Below are 14,554 nucleotides of genomic sequence, written 5' to 3'. Positions count from 1 at the left end.
CCACCGATTGCCTGGAACCGCTTGGAAAGCGCATCTGCGATTGTTTTTCGGTCACGCCGCGTTGAACCGCGCGATCATCGTGTCCCAGACTTCAACCAGGTCCATCAAACCATCCCAGAATGATTGATCGCGGCGCGCATCGAAATCGGAGAGAGCCACGCCCTGCTGTTCGACCCATGTGTAGTAGCCAAGATTGAAGACCCGTTCTCTTGAGCGATGGTCGAGCTCCATTACATGGTCGGCATCGGTACCGAGAAGCCAGCGGCCGAAGGTTTCCGCCGCGCCGAGAGCATCGAACTGTCGGCCGGGTGTCCGTTCCGCGGCGTGTGACAATTCAGTCTCGTACATCTCGGCGCCGTCGGTGGCGACGGTGAGAACCACATCGGATGATCCGAGCCCGTTATACTTGGCGTACTTTATCGCGCCCAGGACGTTCGCGATCGATGACAGTCCAAGGTCGCCGAGGCCGGTTACCTTTTCCTGGCCGAGTCCGGTCCGCTGGCCCAGGAAACTGCGCCCGACCGTGGTATTGAAAAGCAAATTCAGATTGTCGCTGGCGGCGTCTGAGACCCCAATAACGAAATCCGTATTCATGACGTTGTGGATGAGCGGCACATGCTTGTCGCCAATCCCTTGAATGTTGTGCTCCCCGTATCCGTTGTACAGAAGCGTCGGACATTCCAATGCTTCGACGACGCCGACCTGTGTGCCCAAAACATGTTTGAGATGGTCGCCGGCCGCCAGTGTGCCGCTCGACCCCGAGGCCGCGACGAAGGCACGGGGACGCAAAGTGCCGTTGGAATTGAGATGATTGAAAATTCGTTCCAGCGCCGGGCCGGTTACGGCGCGGTGTATGATATAGTTCCCCAATTCAGAGAATTGATTGAAGATGATATTGCTAGGGTCACGTGATAGATCGTGACACGCGTCGAAAATTTCTTTGACGTTGCTCTCCGTACCGGGCGTCCGAACGATGTCGCTATCGTCTGTGACCCAGTGCTCCAACCACCGGAACCGCTCGCTGCTCATGCCCTCCGGGAGAACAGCAACGCCCCGGCAGCCGAGTATCCGCGAGATCGCGATTCCGCCACGACAGTAATTTCCAGTCGACGGCCAAATGGCACGGTGGTGCGACGCGTCGAACTTGCCGGATAGCAAGCGCGGCACCAGACAGCCATAGGCGGCGAGAACCTTGTGCGCGCGGATCATTGGAAATCGATTGCCAAGCGCAACGACAATCGTGGCGTCGACGCCGGTGAGTGCCGGATCCAAAACCAGGTGCTCAGGAACGGCCGCCAGTCCGCGCCTGTCGGCGCTGTTGTGCCAATGAACGCGAAACAGATTGGCTGGGTCGGGTGCATCGGGGTCGATCCAAGCCTCGGCGCTGGCATGGTGGCCCAGGAACCGCATCGGGTCGGCAAGTTCGGATATTTTCGGCAGTGTCACACCTGCGGAACGCAGAAGCTGCAGGTTTTTGTCGTAGACGGCGGGATCGACGACGTCTGCCTCTAGACCGAAACTCATAGCGGACTCCCCATATTTGAACGCGATCGACAGTGGTTGGACAAAGCGTAACGAAGGACTGTGTGACGCCCACAAGACTGGAACGTACAGAACATGGGTGACGCTCTGTGCTCAAATGGGGGGATAAGATGAGAAAGAGTTACTGTTTTCGCCTGATGCTGATGTGATGCTTCTGTTGTGCGATTAAATTCGAACAAATCATTTCACAACGCCTAGCCGCGCATGCTCTTGGGCTTGAAGTGTTTCTCCAACCGCATCGCGAAATAGGCTGACGGCACAGAGACAATCAGGAAGAACAGGCCGACCAATGTCATCGGTTCAAGGTACTTGTAGTGACTGTTGGAATAGATGTTGGCGGCGTTGAACAGCTCAATCACCGTAATTGCCGAGAGCAGCGGCGTTTCCTTGAACATGGTAATCAGATAATTGGCCAAAGGCGGGATCATCGGCGGGATTGATTGTGGAAGGATGACAAAGCGCATCGTTTGATAGCTGTTGTAGTTCAGCGCCCGCGATGCCTCCCATTGCCCCTTCGGCACATTCTCGATTCCGGCCCGATAGACCTCCGAGGTATAGGCGGAGAAGTGAACACCAAGGCCTATGACACCGGCAACGAATGGCGACAGAAAAATGCCCAGGTCAGGCAGGACGTAAAACAAGAAATAGAGTTGCACCAACAGTGGTGTGCGGCGGACGAATTCTCCCAGCCAGTAGGAAATCCAGGCAACGACCTTGATCTTCGACATTTTCAACAACGCCAAGCCAAGCCCAAGGACGTAGGCAAGGAATGCGCCGACGAATGTCGCTTGAATAGTGACAATCAGGCCCTGCGCAAGCTTCGGCAGAACGGCTTCTACGACAGTCCAGCTCCACTCCATGATTCAGCGGCCTCCATCCGAGACCACTTGGCGGCCTTTTGAGAATTTGCGTTCCACGAGCTTGGTGAACTGAACAAGCAGCGTCGCGATGATGAAATAGATGACCAGGATCACCAAGAAAGGCTCCAAGGTCAGAGCGGTTTGCACGCGGATAATCTGCGCCATGAAAGTCAGATCGGAGATGGTAATCAGCGAGGCTACTGCCGTCAGCTTCATCAATTCGATCAAGAGATTGCTGAAGGTCGGAATCATTACTGGTATGGCCTGTGGGATCAGGACATAGCGATAGCGTTGATAGGTCGTATAATTGAGTGCCAGAGCGGCTTCGTGTTGACCTCGACTGACCGACTGAATCGCGCCGCGCACGACCTCGGAACCATAGCTGCCAAGATTGCAGCCGCAGGCAAGGATGCCGGCGGTTAGTGGTGAGAAGTGAACACCCATTAACGGCAATACGTAATACATGAAGAACATCTGAACGATTGCGCTCGTTCCGCGGAAGAATTCCAGGTAGCAGATCGCCGCGGCGCGAACCGACCGATGTCGCGAGAACCGGGCCAGTCCGACGATGAAGGAAATGGTCAGGGCCAGAACCGCGCTGGCAAGCGTCAGCTGGATGGTTGTGATCGTGCCTTTGATCAGGATCGGCGAGTACTCAATGATGCTGTCCATGGTCCCCCGCTCCGGGGGGCCGTTCACCGGTTTGGCGAGCGGCCCCCTTTCTCAAGCCTTCATCGGAAGATGACGTCCTATTTGTCCGCTCAGTTGCCGGGACAGAAGTCGTCGCGCTTCACGGCCAAGGTCGCTTCGGTAGAAAAGCCGTAAGGCTCGATGATCTTCGCGAACTCGCCGCTATCTTTCAGTTCCTTGAGCGCTTGGTCGTATGCGTCGCGGAAATCCTTATCTTCTGGATTGAAGGCGGCGCCGGCGCAGCCCATCGGCACGCCTTTCACCGGCATGATCAGTTCAAGGTTTGGGTCATTGAACTTGCGCAGTAGATCCTGAGTGCCGAGACCTGAAAGCGCAAAGACGTCAACGCGGCCCTGCTGCAGCATTTTGATGCCGCTCGGCGGATCTGTGAAAACCTTGATCTGTTCTGCGCTGACCCCACGCTCCAACGCATAGGCCTCCTCGGCACAACCGGCACATGTCGTCATCGTCACATCCGGATTTTTGCCGATATCTTCGTAGGTCAGGATGTTGTGCGGATTCCCCTTCATGACGGCGAATGCTTCGGCGCCGCAGAGATCGGGTTCCGAGTAGATGATCGACTCGCAACGCTTGGGCTTGATGTAAAGTCCGGAGGTCGCCATGTCGACACGGCGCGCCAGCAATGCCGGGATCATTGAGCCATAGGCAACGACCTGCGCCTTGAGCTCCGGCACGCCGAGCTTCTTCATTACCGCGCGGGCCACATCAGGCGCCGCACCGGTGACATAGCCGTCACCTTTGACGTCACTGTATGGCGGTTCGTTGGCCACCGCGACCGTCGCATAGCCTTGGTCTCTAAGTTTCTGCAACGTGTCGGCGGATGCCGATCCAATCGATCCGGCAATCACGGCCCCCGCCGCTACCATCCCGACTAAAGCCTTCCTTAAATTTAACGAGCGCATTGAGCGGTCCTTTCGTCACTGGTTCGATGTGGTCAACCGACGATTTTCATCGTTCTGCTTTTGGGCATGCCGGTCAGGCGATGCCTGCAATGTATTTTTTGAGAAAATCCTGTGTTCGGGGTTCTTGGGGCCGGCTAAAAATTTCTTTGGGCTCGCCCGCCTCGACGATCTGTCCTTTGTCGAAGAACAAGACACGGTCGGCGAACTCACGGGCGAAGTTCATTTCATGCGTGACCGTCAGCATCGTCGTGTCGGTGTCGCTTGCGAGCATGCGCAATACATTCAACACCTCATCGACCAATTCCGGATCCAACGCAGAGGTGACTTCGTCGAACAGCATGATCTTTGGCTCCAGTGCCAAAGCCCGGGCGATTGCGACACGCTGCTGCTGGCCGCCCGACAGCTGATGCGGATAGTGGTCTCGTTTTTCTTCAAGCCCGACCATCTTCAGCAGGTCCATGCCTTTTGCCTGGGCATCGGCCTTGTCTTTGCCTTGCACCAGCATCTGCGGCTGTTGGATGTTGCCGATCGCGGTTAGGTGCGGGAACAGGTTGAATTGCTGGAAAACCATGCCGACGTTTTCGCGCATCTTGTGCAGGTGCTTGTCGCTGGCGGGTTGAAGCTTGCCTTCGACCTGTTGATGCCAAAGGTAGTCCTGGTCGATCAGGACGTGGCCCGTGTCGATATCCTCCAACGTCATCAAAATTCGAAGAATGGTGGTCTTGCCTGACCCACTCGGACCGATCAGCGCCAGCTTCTCACCGGCATTGACATGCAGATCGAGGTTTCTCAGGACCTGCAGTTCGCCGAACGATTTCGACACGTCCCGAAATTCGATGATTTTTTCCACGCTTGCCATCTACTTAGCTTTGCCCCCCGTCCAAGATCATCGATAGCGGCAGCTCAAGAGCTGAAACGACCTCGGAAAGCTTATCGAAAACCCTCCATAAAAATCCCCACCAGCTCTTGAAAAGTGAGTAAATTTTTCAGAAATCGGGAAAAAATGATGCGTCTCGCTCAAGTTCCGCAGGTAACATCACAGATGTTTTCAAAGTGCTGGGGAGGTCAGGCGGGATGTCAGAGTTAAGCGCTTCGGATTTGACGATACTTCGTATGTTGCAAGACAACGCGCGAGAGAAGCTCGAGAATATCGCCTGTGAGACAGGCTTGTCGGTGGCGACCGTGCAGAGGCGGATCCGAAGCCTCCGTGACAAAGAGGTCATTCAACGAGAAACGACAGTCATTCAGCCTGAAGCCGTCGGATACACGATGACGTTCCTGGTATTGGTCGAGATGGAACGCGAACGCATCGATCAGGTCGATGCGTTTCGGCGCCGGGCACAGGCAAACCCTCAAGTTCAGCAATGCTATTACATCACAGGCGAGGCGGATTTCGCCCTAATCATTCTCAGCAAAGATATTGAGGATTTCGAGCGTCTCACGCACCGGCTTTTCTTCGAAGACGCCAACATCAAAAGATTCAGGACCTCCGTCGTCATGAAACGGAGCAAGTTCAGTTCGGAGGTTCCTTTGGCAATCCTGGCCGGTGCCGGGGATGCGTCATGTTAAAACGCCGATGGAATGACCTACGCCATTCACAATCGAGAGAGTCATCGCGGCGGGAATGCGGTTCCCGGTTTAGCGGATGATCTAGGAAGCCGCCTGTAAAGCACCTTCGGCCGCAATCGCCGCCGCTAAGGCTGACAGGCGATAGGCGCAATGCGCGGATTGGCCGTCCCGGTCCAGGTCCGGCGCGAATTCGACCAGGCAAAAACCCGCGATCCGCGCCTTCTCGGCCACGCCGTTCAGGATGGCGAGCGCTTGGTGCATGAATAGACCGCCGGGGGACGGGCCGATCACGCCCGGCGCGACCGATGGGTCCAGCCCGTCCAGATCGAAATTGACGAAAACGCGGGAACCGTCGGGGATGGCGTCCACGACCGCGCGGATGCCATCCCGATGCAGCATGGCGGCGGTAATGAAGTTGACGCCCCAGGCAACCGCGTCCTCGTAGTCCGAGGGCCGCGCGGAACCGACGGCCCGCGCGCCGACCTGCACCATTCCCGTCACCCATTCCATTTCGGACGCCCGCCGCATGGGTGAGGAAAGGCCGAATCGTTCGCCGTTCACCTCGTCGCGCCAGTCGATATGGGCGTCGATCTGCAAAACCGTCAGCGGCCCGTTTTCCGCTGCGTCGTCCGCATAGCCCTGCAGAATCGGAATGCCTGATGAATCGTCCCCGCCCAGCACGATGGGGACCGCGCCGGCGGCCAGAATGTCGCTTACCGCCTTTGAGATCCGCGCCCTGTTGGCGGCGTGGTCTTCGGCGTCATAGTCCAAGTCGCCGCAATCGACGATCAGGGGTTTGCCGTCCGGTCCTAAGGGCACCGCGGGGGCCATCCGGTCGAAATCGAAATGGTGTGTCGCGGCGGCCTCGATGGCGGCGCTTTCCCGCATGGCCTTGGGCGCCTTGGCGGCGTAAAGCCCGGTCGCCGCATAGGGCGTGGCGCAGGGTACGCCAAGCACCGCGGCTTTCGCGCCGCTGGCCTCCAGGTCGCTTGTCGCGACTTTCGGCAGGCCCAGGAAGGTCTCCACCGTGCCGGATGGACCGAACACACCGGCGATACTGGGCTTGCCGCCCGACTCCGTATCAGACATGTCGTTCCGCTTCCGTGACAACCTCAGCTTCTTGATCCTTAAGACCCAGCACGTCGTTCATATCGTAAACGCCTGGATGCTTGTCCTTCGTCCACAGGGCCGCGCGTACCGCGCCGGCGGCGAAGACCCGTCGGGCGGAAGCCTTGTGGCCCAGGATCAGCCGCTCACCCTCGGCGGCGAAAATCACGTCATGCTCACCGACCACATCGCCGCCGCGCAGGGTGGCATAGCCGATCTCCCCCTTGGGCCGCGCGCCGGTATGACCGTCGCGCACGGCTTGTTTCACCGCGTCGTGGTTCACTTTGCGGCCGCGCGCCGCCGCCTTGCCCAGCGCAAGCGCCGTCCCGGAAGGCGCATCCACCTTGTGCCGGTGGTGCATTTCCAGGACCTCAATATCATAGTCGTCGCCCAACGTCGCGGCGGCCTTCTGGACGAGATTCATCAGCAGGGTGATGCCGGCGCTGTAATTGGCCGCATAGATGACCGGAACGTGACGCGCGGCCAGATACAGCGCTTCCTCGTCGGAATGGCTCATACCGGTGGTGCCGGCGACCAGGGCCGCGCCCGCCTGGGCACAAAGCCTAGCATGGTTCACCGTCGCGGCCGGTGAGGTAAAGTCGATGACGGCATCGGCCTGGGCGATCACCGTGGCCGGATCGTCGACGATCTTCAGCCCCGTCTCGCCGATACCGGCCAGCACGCCGGGGTCCTGCCCGATGGCGGGCGACCCTTCCCGGTCGGTCGCGCCGGACAGGCGGCAGCCCTCGGTCGCGGCGATCTCGGCAACCAGCATCCGCCCCATGCGCCCATCCGCGCCGGTGACGACGATGTTCAGATCCTGTTCGGTCATGAATGCCTCCCCAAAGTCTTCAGGTGCTGGAATGGCGCTTGGCGCCGCGTATTGCAAGGGTGTTTGGCGTGACGGCGGGGTCAGACGCTCCGCCCGCCGAGGTCGATAGTGTCGTTGACGATAATGTCGCGCAACGCTGTCATCCCGCCATTGTCGAGCAGGCAACGCAGCTTTTCCGACGGGGCGGTGCAGTTTTCCATAGCTCGAATGAAGTCCAGGAAGCTCAAAGCGACCGGGCTTATCAACGGTTTCACCCTGGTGAGGATACGGTCGCACACTCCAGTGGTTTCCGCACTGCAGGCGTTCATCGCCGCGATGGTCGCCAGGATTTGCCGTTCGGGCTGTGATCCGGCGGCAATCGCGTTCATCAATGGGACGATATCGCCGGTTTCGGAAAATTGGGACAGCAGCTGGTCATGTTGGGGCTGAAGATAGCGCAGGTCCAAGCCCAAACGGCTCAACAGTTGGACGATCAGGACGAGTTCTTCCTCTTCCCGGCCCTCTTGCGCAGTCACGTTCCGCAATTTCAACGTCAACGCCAGGAAGCTGCCGTTTGCGACCAAACTGTCCAGCACGTCTTGCGGCACCCGGTCGACGTCACCGGCCTGGCCCCGGAACAGGGCCAGCAGGCCGGCATCAGGCAGGCCTTCGGCCAGGCCGTAATCCAGCACGGCATCCGCCATACCCCTTTCCGACCAAACGGTGTTTCGGCCGGAACCCGCGACCACATTCGTCATCAGGATATCGAAGGTATAATGCTGCGGTTCGGGCCTGCCGGGCCGCCAAGCTGCGATTTCCCGCACCAACCCTTCGCGCGACCGCTCGCTTAGAAGCTCCCGGTACCGTCCCAGCATGGCGCTGATCTTTGGCGGTGCATCCTGCCCGGCGCGGTCCCGGGTGACGACACCTTTCCAGAACAGCGCCAGATAGGCGTTCCGCTGGGTCTGGGCATTCCCATACGCGCCCGTCCCGTATTTGAGGGCCAGCATGCGCTGCGCGGTTGGATCCCCGGCGATGGCGGCGTTTTGTAGGAACCGCATGCCGCGCTCGAAATCGCCTGGCTTGCGAGGCCATTGGGTCAGTTGCGTGCCCAGCGATGTCATCGCGTCGACATGCCCGGTTCGGGCCGCGCAGTCCCGGAAATGGCTCGCATCCCCAAGGCTGGGATCGATTACCGCCTGCAGATGCAGGCGCCAGGCTTCGCCGGGCGTTTCGGGACAGGGGGCCTTCTCCACTGCCGCGACGGGCGGGGCATCCTGCGCGGTGACACAGGCGCTTAGCAGGAACAGCAGGGTAAGAACGCCAATCCGGTTCACATCAGACTCCACAAAGGGCTGCACGACGGTATCGGGCAAGGCGACACTCGGCAATCGGCTGGGTCGTCATCTACCGGATCGTCATCTACTGGGACATCATCTACTGGGGGCTATGCGTCGGAAACAGGCCGTTCAGCAGATAGGCCTCCGCCGGGTTGGCGGCGGCGAGCACGGGGGCGTCGAATTGGCCGCCCCATTGCGTGAAGTGCGAAACGCCGAACAACAATTGCAGCAGCCATCGGTCCTGGTTCTGGGGCGGCAGCCCTTTGTGGATGCCTTCGGTGTTCACCAGCAGGCGCGATCCCTTCGGTCCGGTGAGATTCACCGGGTCCTGCTTCAGGTGGCGGGTAGCGTCGGCATCCTGCTTCCGCAGGTCGTGGAAGTACCACCAGTCGAATTCGTCCCGCGCCGGCCCGGGTTCCGGGCGGCAGGCGGCGATGTAGTCCGGGTCGTGAGTCCGGGGCAGATAGACATGCGGCCCGCCATCCTCATCCACGTCGGTCAGATAGATGAACAGTTTGCAGAAGCGGTAATCGTCCAGGTCGAAATGAAAGAACTGGGCATCCTTCGCCTGTTTGCCCGCGAAAGAACACCACAGCCCGATGCTGAGCAGGATCGGCGGCGCGCCCAGATGCTGTTCCACCGCCGCGCCGACCACCGGATCGGTCGCGATCTCCCGGATATGCGGCAGGGTCAGCAAGGGCGGCCTGGAACAAAGCGCCAGATTGTGGTTCGCCCGCAAGCTTTCCGGGGGCCCTTCCACATCCGCCGCCCAATTGTGCATGACCGTGCCGGCGGCGTGTTCCCGGATATCGTCCGCCCAGTCGGTGGGTATGGCGGGCAGCGCCGTATAGCCCTGTTCGTCGACTTCCCGAATAGGACGCTCCGCTTCCGCCGGGATAGGGCGGGCCGAATTCGGGCCGATGACGGTTTCCGCGTATTCCTTGATGGCGCCGACGAAACGGCGGCGCAGGCGGCCGTCCATGGACCTTTGCAGGAAGCCGATGGCGCGGTGATGCAGGCCGTGCATGTCGGGCTTTGACAGCGTCAGCGCTTCCTCGCCGCCCAGAAACGTTGCGATGTCCTTGTATGCGTCGGAAGATAGCAGGAAGCGCAGCAACCCCAGCTGCCAGTCATAGCCGTGATCCGTCGGCCAATAGGTTTGGCGGGGCGTCGCGTCTTCCGGCGAAAAGGATGAGGGAGCATCAGGGCGCATGACCGCCAGTCTAGAGGAGTCTCCGGACCTGCGCGAGGGCTGGAATGATCTGTTCCGCGGCGACCTGAAACAGGCGGCGGAGCGGTTTCAAACACAACTGACCGCCACCGACGATCCCGGCGCCGCCGCCGGCCTGTTGCTGTGTGCCGCGGTGATGGGCGCGGGCGATGCCGTTGCGGCCCTTCTGTCGGATCGTTGGACCCGGCGGCGGGACGCGGCGGCCGTGTTGTGGCGCGCGGCCTGGATTTGTGCGGTGAACGGCAGCGACCAGGGTCTGGATCGGCTGAAGACCGCCCTGTCCGGGTTCGGCGAGGGATCGAGGGAACAGGCGACCCTGCACTACGCCGCGGGTCACATGGCCATGCTGCGCGGGGATGAAGACGCGGCGCTGGCCGGTTTTCTCGCCGCCAAGCGTGGATTTGATGCGGACCCGGAATGGTTTCTCGCCGCACGGGATCAGACCCTGACCAATGTCTTTGTCCAGACCGGTCATTTGCTCCCAGCCGAACAGGTGGCCGCGTTGGCGCAATCGGTCGGGACACCGCCGGTTTTTGAAAAAGACGAGCAAAATCAACCGCATATCTTGGTTGCCGCGGATGGCGGCTACCTCCGCCGGTTCGGACCCGATTTCGTTGAAAGCCTTAACCGGACGAACCCAGGCGCGAGCCTGTCGGTTCTGGCGGTGGACGCGGCGCCGGAGGATACAGCGGCGCTTGCCGCAGCGGGCCCTTCCCTTTTCCTGGGCATAGAACATGAAACGGCGGAGTTTCCGGGGATCAACCGGCCCGCCGTTTATGCCAGTTGGCGCTTTCTGGCGATGGAAAAGCTGTTGTTGGCGAACAAGCGCCCGGTCCTGGTCTTGGATATGGACTTGATCGTCCGCGCGCCGTTAGACCCGCTGTTCGACGTCATGAAGACGGGAAAACCCGGTGAGACGGGGGATTTCGGATGCTGGCTGCGGCCGGACGGGGGGCCGGGCGGCATCGTACGGGGCGGCGCGACCGGGTTCGCGCCGTCAGCGGATTCCTGGTGGATGGCCACCCTCACCGCAGCCTATATCCGCGCCCGGTTCGCGGAAGAGCGGGAAAATCTGTGGTTCGTGGATCAAGCGGCCCTGTGGCGCGGGGCGTTGGCGGCAAAGAAAAACCGGCCGGGATTTCGTCTCGCGGACTTTTCCCAAGCCGGTTTGTTTACAGATTTCTTCGAATTGGTTCGCGACGAAGACGTCAAACGGCGCTAGGCTCTCCTCTTCGGGCCCCGCTATTCGGTCAAATCGTCCCAGAATTCCTTCACCTTGCTGAAGAATCCTTCGGTTTCCGGGTTGGTCGGCTTGCCTTCGCCGCCCGCCTTGCGGAATTCCTCCAGAAGCTCTTTCTGCTTTTTGGACAGGTTCACCGGCGTTTCCACCGCCATTTCGATATACATATCGCCGCGGCCCTGGCTGCGCAGGATGGACATGCCCTTGCCGCGCAGGCGGAACTGCTGGCCCGTCTGCGTGCCCGACGGCACCTTCACCTTAGTGCGGCCGCCGTCGATCGTGGGGACCTCGATTTCCGATCCCAAGGCGGCGTCCGCCATGGAAATCGGCACCCGGCAGAAGACATTCGCGCCTTCGCGCTGGAATATCCGATGCGGGGCGACGGATATGAAAATATACAGATCGCCCGCCGGCGCGCCGCGTAAGCCTGCCTCACCCTCACCGGCCAAACGGATCCGGGTGCCGTCCTCGACGCCTTTCGGCACGCTGACGCTGAGCATCTTTTCTTTGGTCTGGCGACCGGCGCCGTGACAGCTCTTGCACGGATTGTCGATTACCGAGCCCTGGCCGTGACAGGTTGGGCAGGTCCTCTCGATGGTGAAAAAGCCTTGCTGGGCGCGTACTTTGCCCTGGCCGTGGCACATGCCGCAGGTGGTCGGTGATGCCCCTTCCGCGGCACCCGTCCCGTCGCAGGTTTCGCACGCGACCGATGTCGGCACATGCACCTCAACCTGGCGGCCGTGATAGGCGTCTTCCAAGGATATTTCGAGATTGTAACGAAGGTCCGCACCCCGGTTGGCCTGCTGGCCGCCCCGGCGGCCGCCGCCACCGCCCATGAAATCACCGAACATTTCCTCGAAAATATCGGTAAAGCCGGTAAATCCGGCGCCGCCACCGGCACCGCCGCCACCGCCGAAGCCGCCGCCTTGCTCGAACGCCTGGTGGCCGAAACGGTCATAAGCGGCCCGTTTCTGCTCATCCTTCAGCACTTCGTAGGCTTCGTTGACTTCCTTGAACTTGGCTTCCGCTTCCGGATCGTCCTGATTGCGGTCCGGATGATATTGCATCGCCATCTTGCGATACGCGCTTTTCAGCGCGCCCGCATCGGCGCCCTTCTCGACGCCCAGAACTTCATAATAGTCCCGTTTCGCCATGGTCTTCTTTCCGGACAGGCTTGATTAAAAGGTAGATAGAGAAAGGCCCCGACCGGGTCGGTCGGGGCCTTCGACGGGCCCTTAGGCCTGGTCTTTCTTATCGTCGTCCACTTCCTCGAACTCCGCATCGACGACATTGTCGTCGGCGGCTTGATCGGCAGCGGCGGCGTCGCCTTCAGGCGCGGCCCCTTCTTCTTCCTGGGACGCCTTGTACATGGCTTCACCAAGCTTCAGGGAGGCTTCGCTCAGCGCCTGGGTCTTGGCCTGGATATCGGCGAGGTCTTCGCCTTCCAGAGCCGTCTTCAGGTCGGCCAGGGCGGTTTCGATGGCTGCCTTGTCGTCGGCACCGATCTTGTCGCCGTGTTCCTTCAGCGTGCTTTCCGTCTGATGGACGAGGCCGTCGGCCGAGTTTTTCGCTTCGACCAGTTCGCGGCGCTGTTTGTCGGTTTCCGCGTTGGCTTCGGCTTCGCTGACCATCTTTTCGATTTCGTCGTCGGAAAGACCGCCGGAGGCCTGGATGCGGATCTGCTGTTCCTTGCCGGTCGCCTTGTCCTTGGCGCTGACATTGACGATGCCGTTGGCGTCGATGTCGAAAGTGACCTCGATCTGCGGCACGCCGCGCGGCGCCGGGGGAATGCCGACCAGGTCGAATTGACCCAGCAGCTTGTTGTCCGCCGCCATTTCACGCTCACCCTGGAAGACCCGGATGGTCACGGCCGACTGATTGTCCTCGGCCGTGGAGAAGGTCTGGGACTTCTTGGTCGGGATCGTCGTGTTGCGGTCGATCAACCGGGTGAATACGCCACCCAGCGTTTCGATCCCCAGCGACAGCGGGGTGACGTCCAGCAACAGCACGTCCTTGACGTCGCCCTGCAGCACGCCGGCCTGGATCGCGGCGCCGATGGCCACGACTTCGTCCGGGTTCACGCCGCGATGCGGTTCACGGCCGAAGAGTTCCTTCACCGTCTCGATCACCTTGGGCATGCGGGTCATGCCGCCGACCAGGATAACCTCGTCGATCTCGCTCGCCTTCAAGCCGGCATCCTTCATCGCCGCCTTGCAGGGGCCCAGCGTGCTCTTGATCAAATCACCGACCAGGGCTTCCAGCTTGGAGCGCGACAGCTTGATGTTCAGGTGCTTCGGACCGGACTGGTCGGCCGTGATGAACGGCAGGTTGACGTCGGTCTGGGTCGTCGAGGAAAGCTCGATCTTCGCCTTTTCCGCCGCTTCCTTCAGCCGCTGCAAAGCCAGACGGTCAGCGCGCAGGTCGATGCCCTGCTCCTTTTTGAACTCGTCCGCGAGATAGTCGATGATCTTCTGGTCGAAATCCTCACCGCCCAGGAACGTATCCCCGTTGGTGGATTTCACTTCGAAGACGCCGTCGCCGATTTCCAGGACGGACACGTCGAAGGTACCGCCGCCGAGGTCATAGACCGCGATCGTACCGGCGCCCTTTTTCTCAAGCCCATAGGCAAGCGCGGCGGCCGTCGGTTCGTTGATGATGCGCAGAACTTCGAGACCCGCGATCTTGCCGGCGTCCTTGGTCGCCTGGCGCTGGCTGTCGTTGAAATAGGCCGGCACCGTGATGACCGCCTGGGTGACGGTTTCACCGAGATAGGACTCGGCCGTTTCCTTCATTTTCTGCAGGATATTGGCGGAAATCTGGGCGGGGGCGTATTTTTCGCCGCGCGCTTCGACCCAGGCATCGCCATTATCGCCTTCGACGATCGCGAACGGGGCGTTCTTGCGGTCCTTCTCGACTTCAGCGTCGGTGAACCGGCGGCCGATCAGCCGCTTGATCGCGAAGAGGGTGTTTTCGGGGTTGGTCACCGCTTGGCGCTTGGCCGGGTGGCCGACGAGACGCTCGCCGTCTTCGGCAAACGCGACCATCGAGGGCGTCGTGCGCATGCCTTCGGCATTTTCGATGACGCGGGCGTTGGAACCTTCCATCACGGCAACGCAGGAATTGGTGGTTCCCAGGTCAATACCGATTACTTTAGCCATTTTACTTCACTCTCCTGTCATAAGCAGGCCTCGCCAGCCCGACGATGCAGCACTTGCACGAGGCCCCCTCAAGGGTGTGGGGT

Annotated in this window: 13 protein-coding genes; 2 read left to right on the top strand and 11 right to left on the bottom strand. The window is 60.5% G+C overall.

Annotation, left to right across the window (positions count from 1 at the left end):
- Window positions 1–51 precede the first annotated feature (51 nt).
- The 5 genes from EOI86_RS13335 to ehuA all read right to left on the bottom strand — a co-directional run bounded on the left by EOI86_RS13335 (window position 52) and on the right by ehuA (window position 4,874).
- Window positions 52–1,524, bottom strand: a complete 1,473-nt coding sequence (locus EOI86_RS13335) for a pyridoxal-phosphate dependent enzyme (protein ID WP_127765678.1) — start codon at window positions 1,522–1,524, stop codon at window positions 52–54.
- A 212-nt stretch (window positions 1,525–1,736) separates the two neighbouring features.
- Window positions 1,737–2,402, bottom strand: a complete 666-nt coding sequence (gene ehuD / locus EOI86_RS13330; RefSeq protein WP_127765677.1) for an ectoine/hydroxyectoine ABC transporter permease subunit EhuD — start codon at window positions 2,400–2,402, stop codon at window positions 1,737–1,739.
- A gap of 3 nt (window positions 2,403–2,405) precedes the next feature.
- Entirely contained in the window at window positions 2,406–3,074 is a 669-nt protein-coding gene (ehuC, locus tag EOI86_RS13325; RefSeq protein ID WP_127765676.1) for an ectoine/hydroxyectoine ABC transporter permease subunit EhuC, read from the bottom strand.
- Window positions 3,075–3,163: 89 nt separating this feature from the next.
- The gene (ehuB, locus tag EOI86_RS13320) at window positions 3,164–3,979 is read right to left on the bottom strand and encodes an ectoine/hydroxyectoine ABC transporter substrate-binding protein EhuB (RefSeq protein WP_127765675.1); all 816 of its coding nucleotides are present in this window, start codon (window positions 3,977–3,979) and stop codon (window positions 3,164–3,166) included.
- A 109-nt stretch (window positions 3,980–4,088) separates the two neighbouring features.
- Window positions 4,089–4,874 (bottom strand): ectoine/hydroxyectoine ABC transporter ATP-binding protein EhuA, encoded by a 786-nt coding sequence (gene ehuA / locus EOI86_RS13315; RefSeq protein ID WP_127765674.1) that lies wholly within the window; start codon window positions 4,872–4,874, stop codon window positions 4,089–4,091.
- Between the two features lie 215 nt (window positions 4,875–5,089).
- Between ehuA and EOI86_RS13310 the strand changes: the two genes are divergently transcribed.
- A complete protein-coding gene (locus EOI86_RS13310) occupies window positions 5,090–5,584 on the top strand; it encodes an Lrp/AsnC family transcriptional regulator (RefSeq protein WP_127765673.1) in 495 nt (164 codons plus the stop codon).
- 81 nt (window positions 5,585–5,665) lie between these two features.
- On the opposite strand, the gene EOI86_RS13305 is transcribed toward EOI86_RS13310, so the two are convergent.
- From EOI86_RS13305 to EOI86_RS13290, 4 genes are all read right to left on the bottom strand, one after another.
- Window positions 5,666–6,673, bottom strand: a complete 1,008-nt coding sequence (locus EOI86_RS13305) for an arginase family protein (protein WP_127765672.1) — start codon at window positions 6,671–6,673, stop codon at window positions 5,666–5,668.
- Complete coding sequence (gene dapB, locus EOI86_RS13300; protein WP_127766398.1) at window positions 6,666–7,508, bottom strand: 4-hydroxy-tetrahydrodipicolinate reductase; 843 nt, start codon at window positions 7,506–7,508, stop codon at window positions 6,666–6,668. The genes EOI86_RS13305 and dapB overlap by 8 nt, the downstream gene beginning before the upstream one ends.
- A 95-nt stretch (window positions 7,509–7,603) precedes the next feature.
- Window positions 7,604–8,839 carry an SEL1-like repeat protein gene (locus EOI86_RS13295; RefSeq protein WP_127765671.1) on the bottom strand — a complete coding sequence of 412 codons (1,236 nt, stop codon included), beginning with the start codon at window positions 8,837–8,839 and terminating at the stop codon, window positions 7,604–7,606.
- A gap of 100 nt (window positions 8,840–8,939) precedes the next feature.
- Window positions 8,940–10,055 (bottom strand): hypothetical protein, encoded by a 1,116-nt coding sequence (locus EOI86_RS13290; RefSeq protein ID WP_127765670.1) that lies wholly within the window; start codon window positions 10,053–10,055, stop codon window positions 8,940–8,942.
- Here EOI86_RS13290 and EOI86_RS13285 point away from each other — a divergent pair.
- Entirely contained in the window at window positions 10,054–11,295 is a 1,242-nt protein-coding gene (locus EOI86_RS13285; RefSeq protein WP_127765669.1) for a glycosyltransferase family protein, read from the top strand. The two genes, EOI86_RS13290 and EOI86_RS13285, sit on opposite strands and share 2 nt — an antisense overlap.
- A gap of 20 nt (window positions 11,296–11,315) precedes the next feature.
- On the opposite strand, the gene dnaJ is transcribed toward EOI86_RS13285, so the two are convergent.
- Both dnaJ and dnaK read right to left on the bottom strand, forming a co-directional pair.
- Window positions 11,316–12,467, bottom strand: coding sequence for a molecular chaperone DnaJ (gene dnaJ / locus EOI86_RS13280; RefSeq protein WP_127765668.1), 1,152 nt, complete (start codon window positions 12,465–12,467; stop codon window positions 11,316–11,318).
- Window positions 12,468–12,548: 81 nt separating this feature from the next.
- On the bottom strand, window positions 12,549–14,471 hold the full coding sequence (gene dnaK / locus EOI86_RS13275; RefSeq protein ID WP_127765667.1) for a molecular chaperone DnaK: 1,923 nt from the start codon (window positions 14,469–14,471) through the stop codon (window positions 12,549–12,551).
- Window positions 14,472–14,554 lie beyond the last annotated feature (83 nt).

The organism is Hwanghaeella grinnelliae, assembly GCF_004005845.1.
GTDB lineage: Bacteria > Pseudomonadota > Alphaproteobacteria > UBA8366 > Aestuariispiraceae > Hwanghaeella > Hwanghaeella grinnelliae.
Note: the sequence above shows the minus strand (reverse complement) of the source record. Positions and strands in the feature narration are given on the sequence as shown.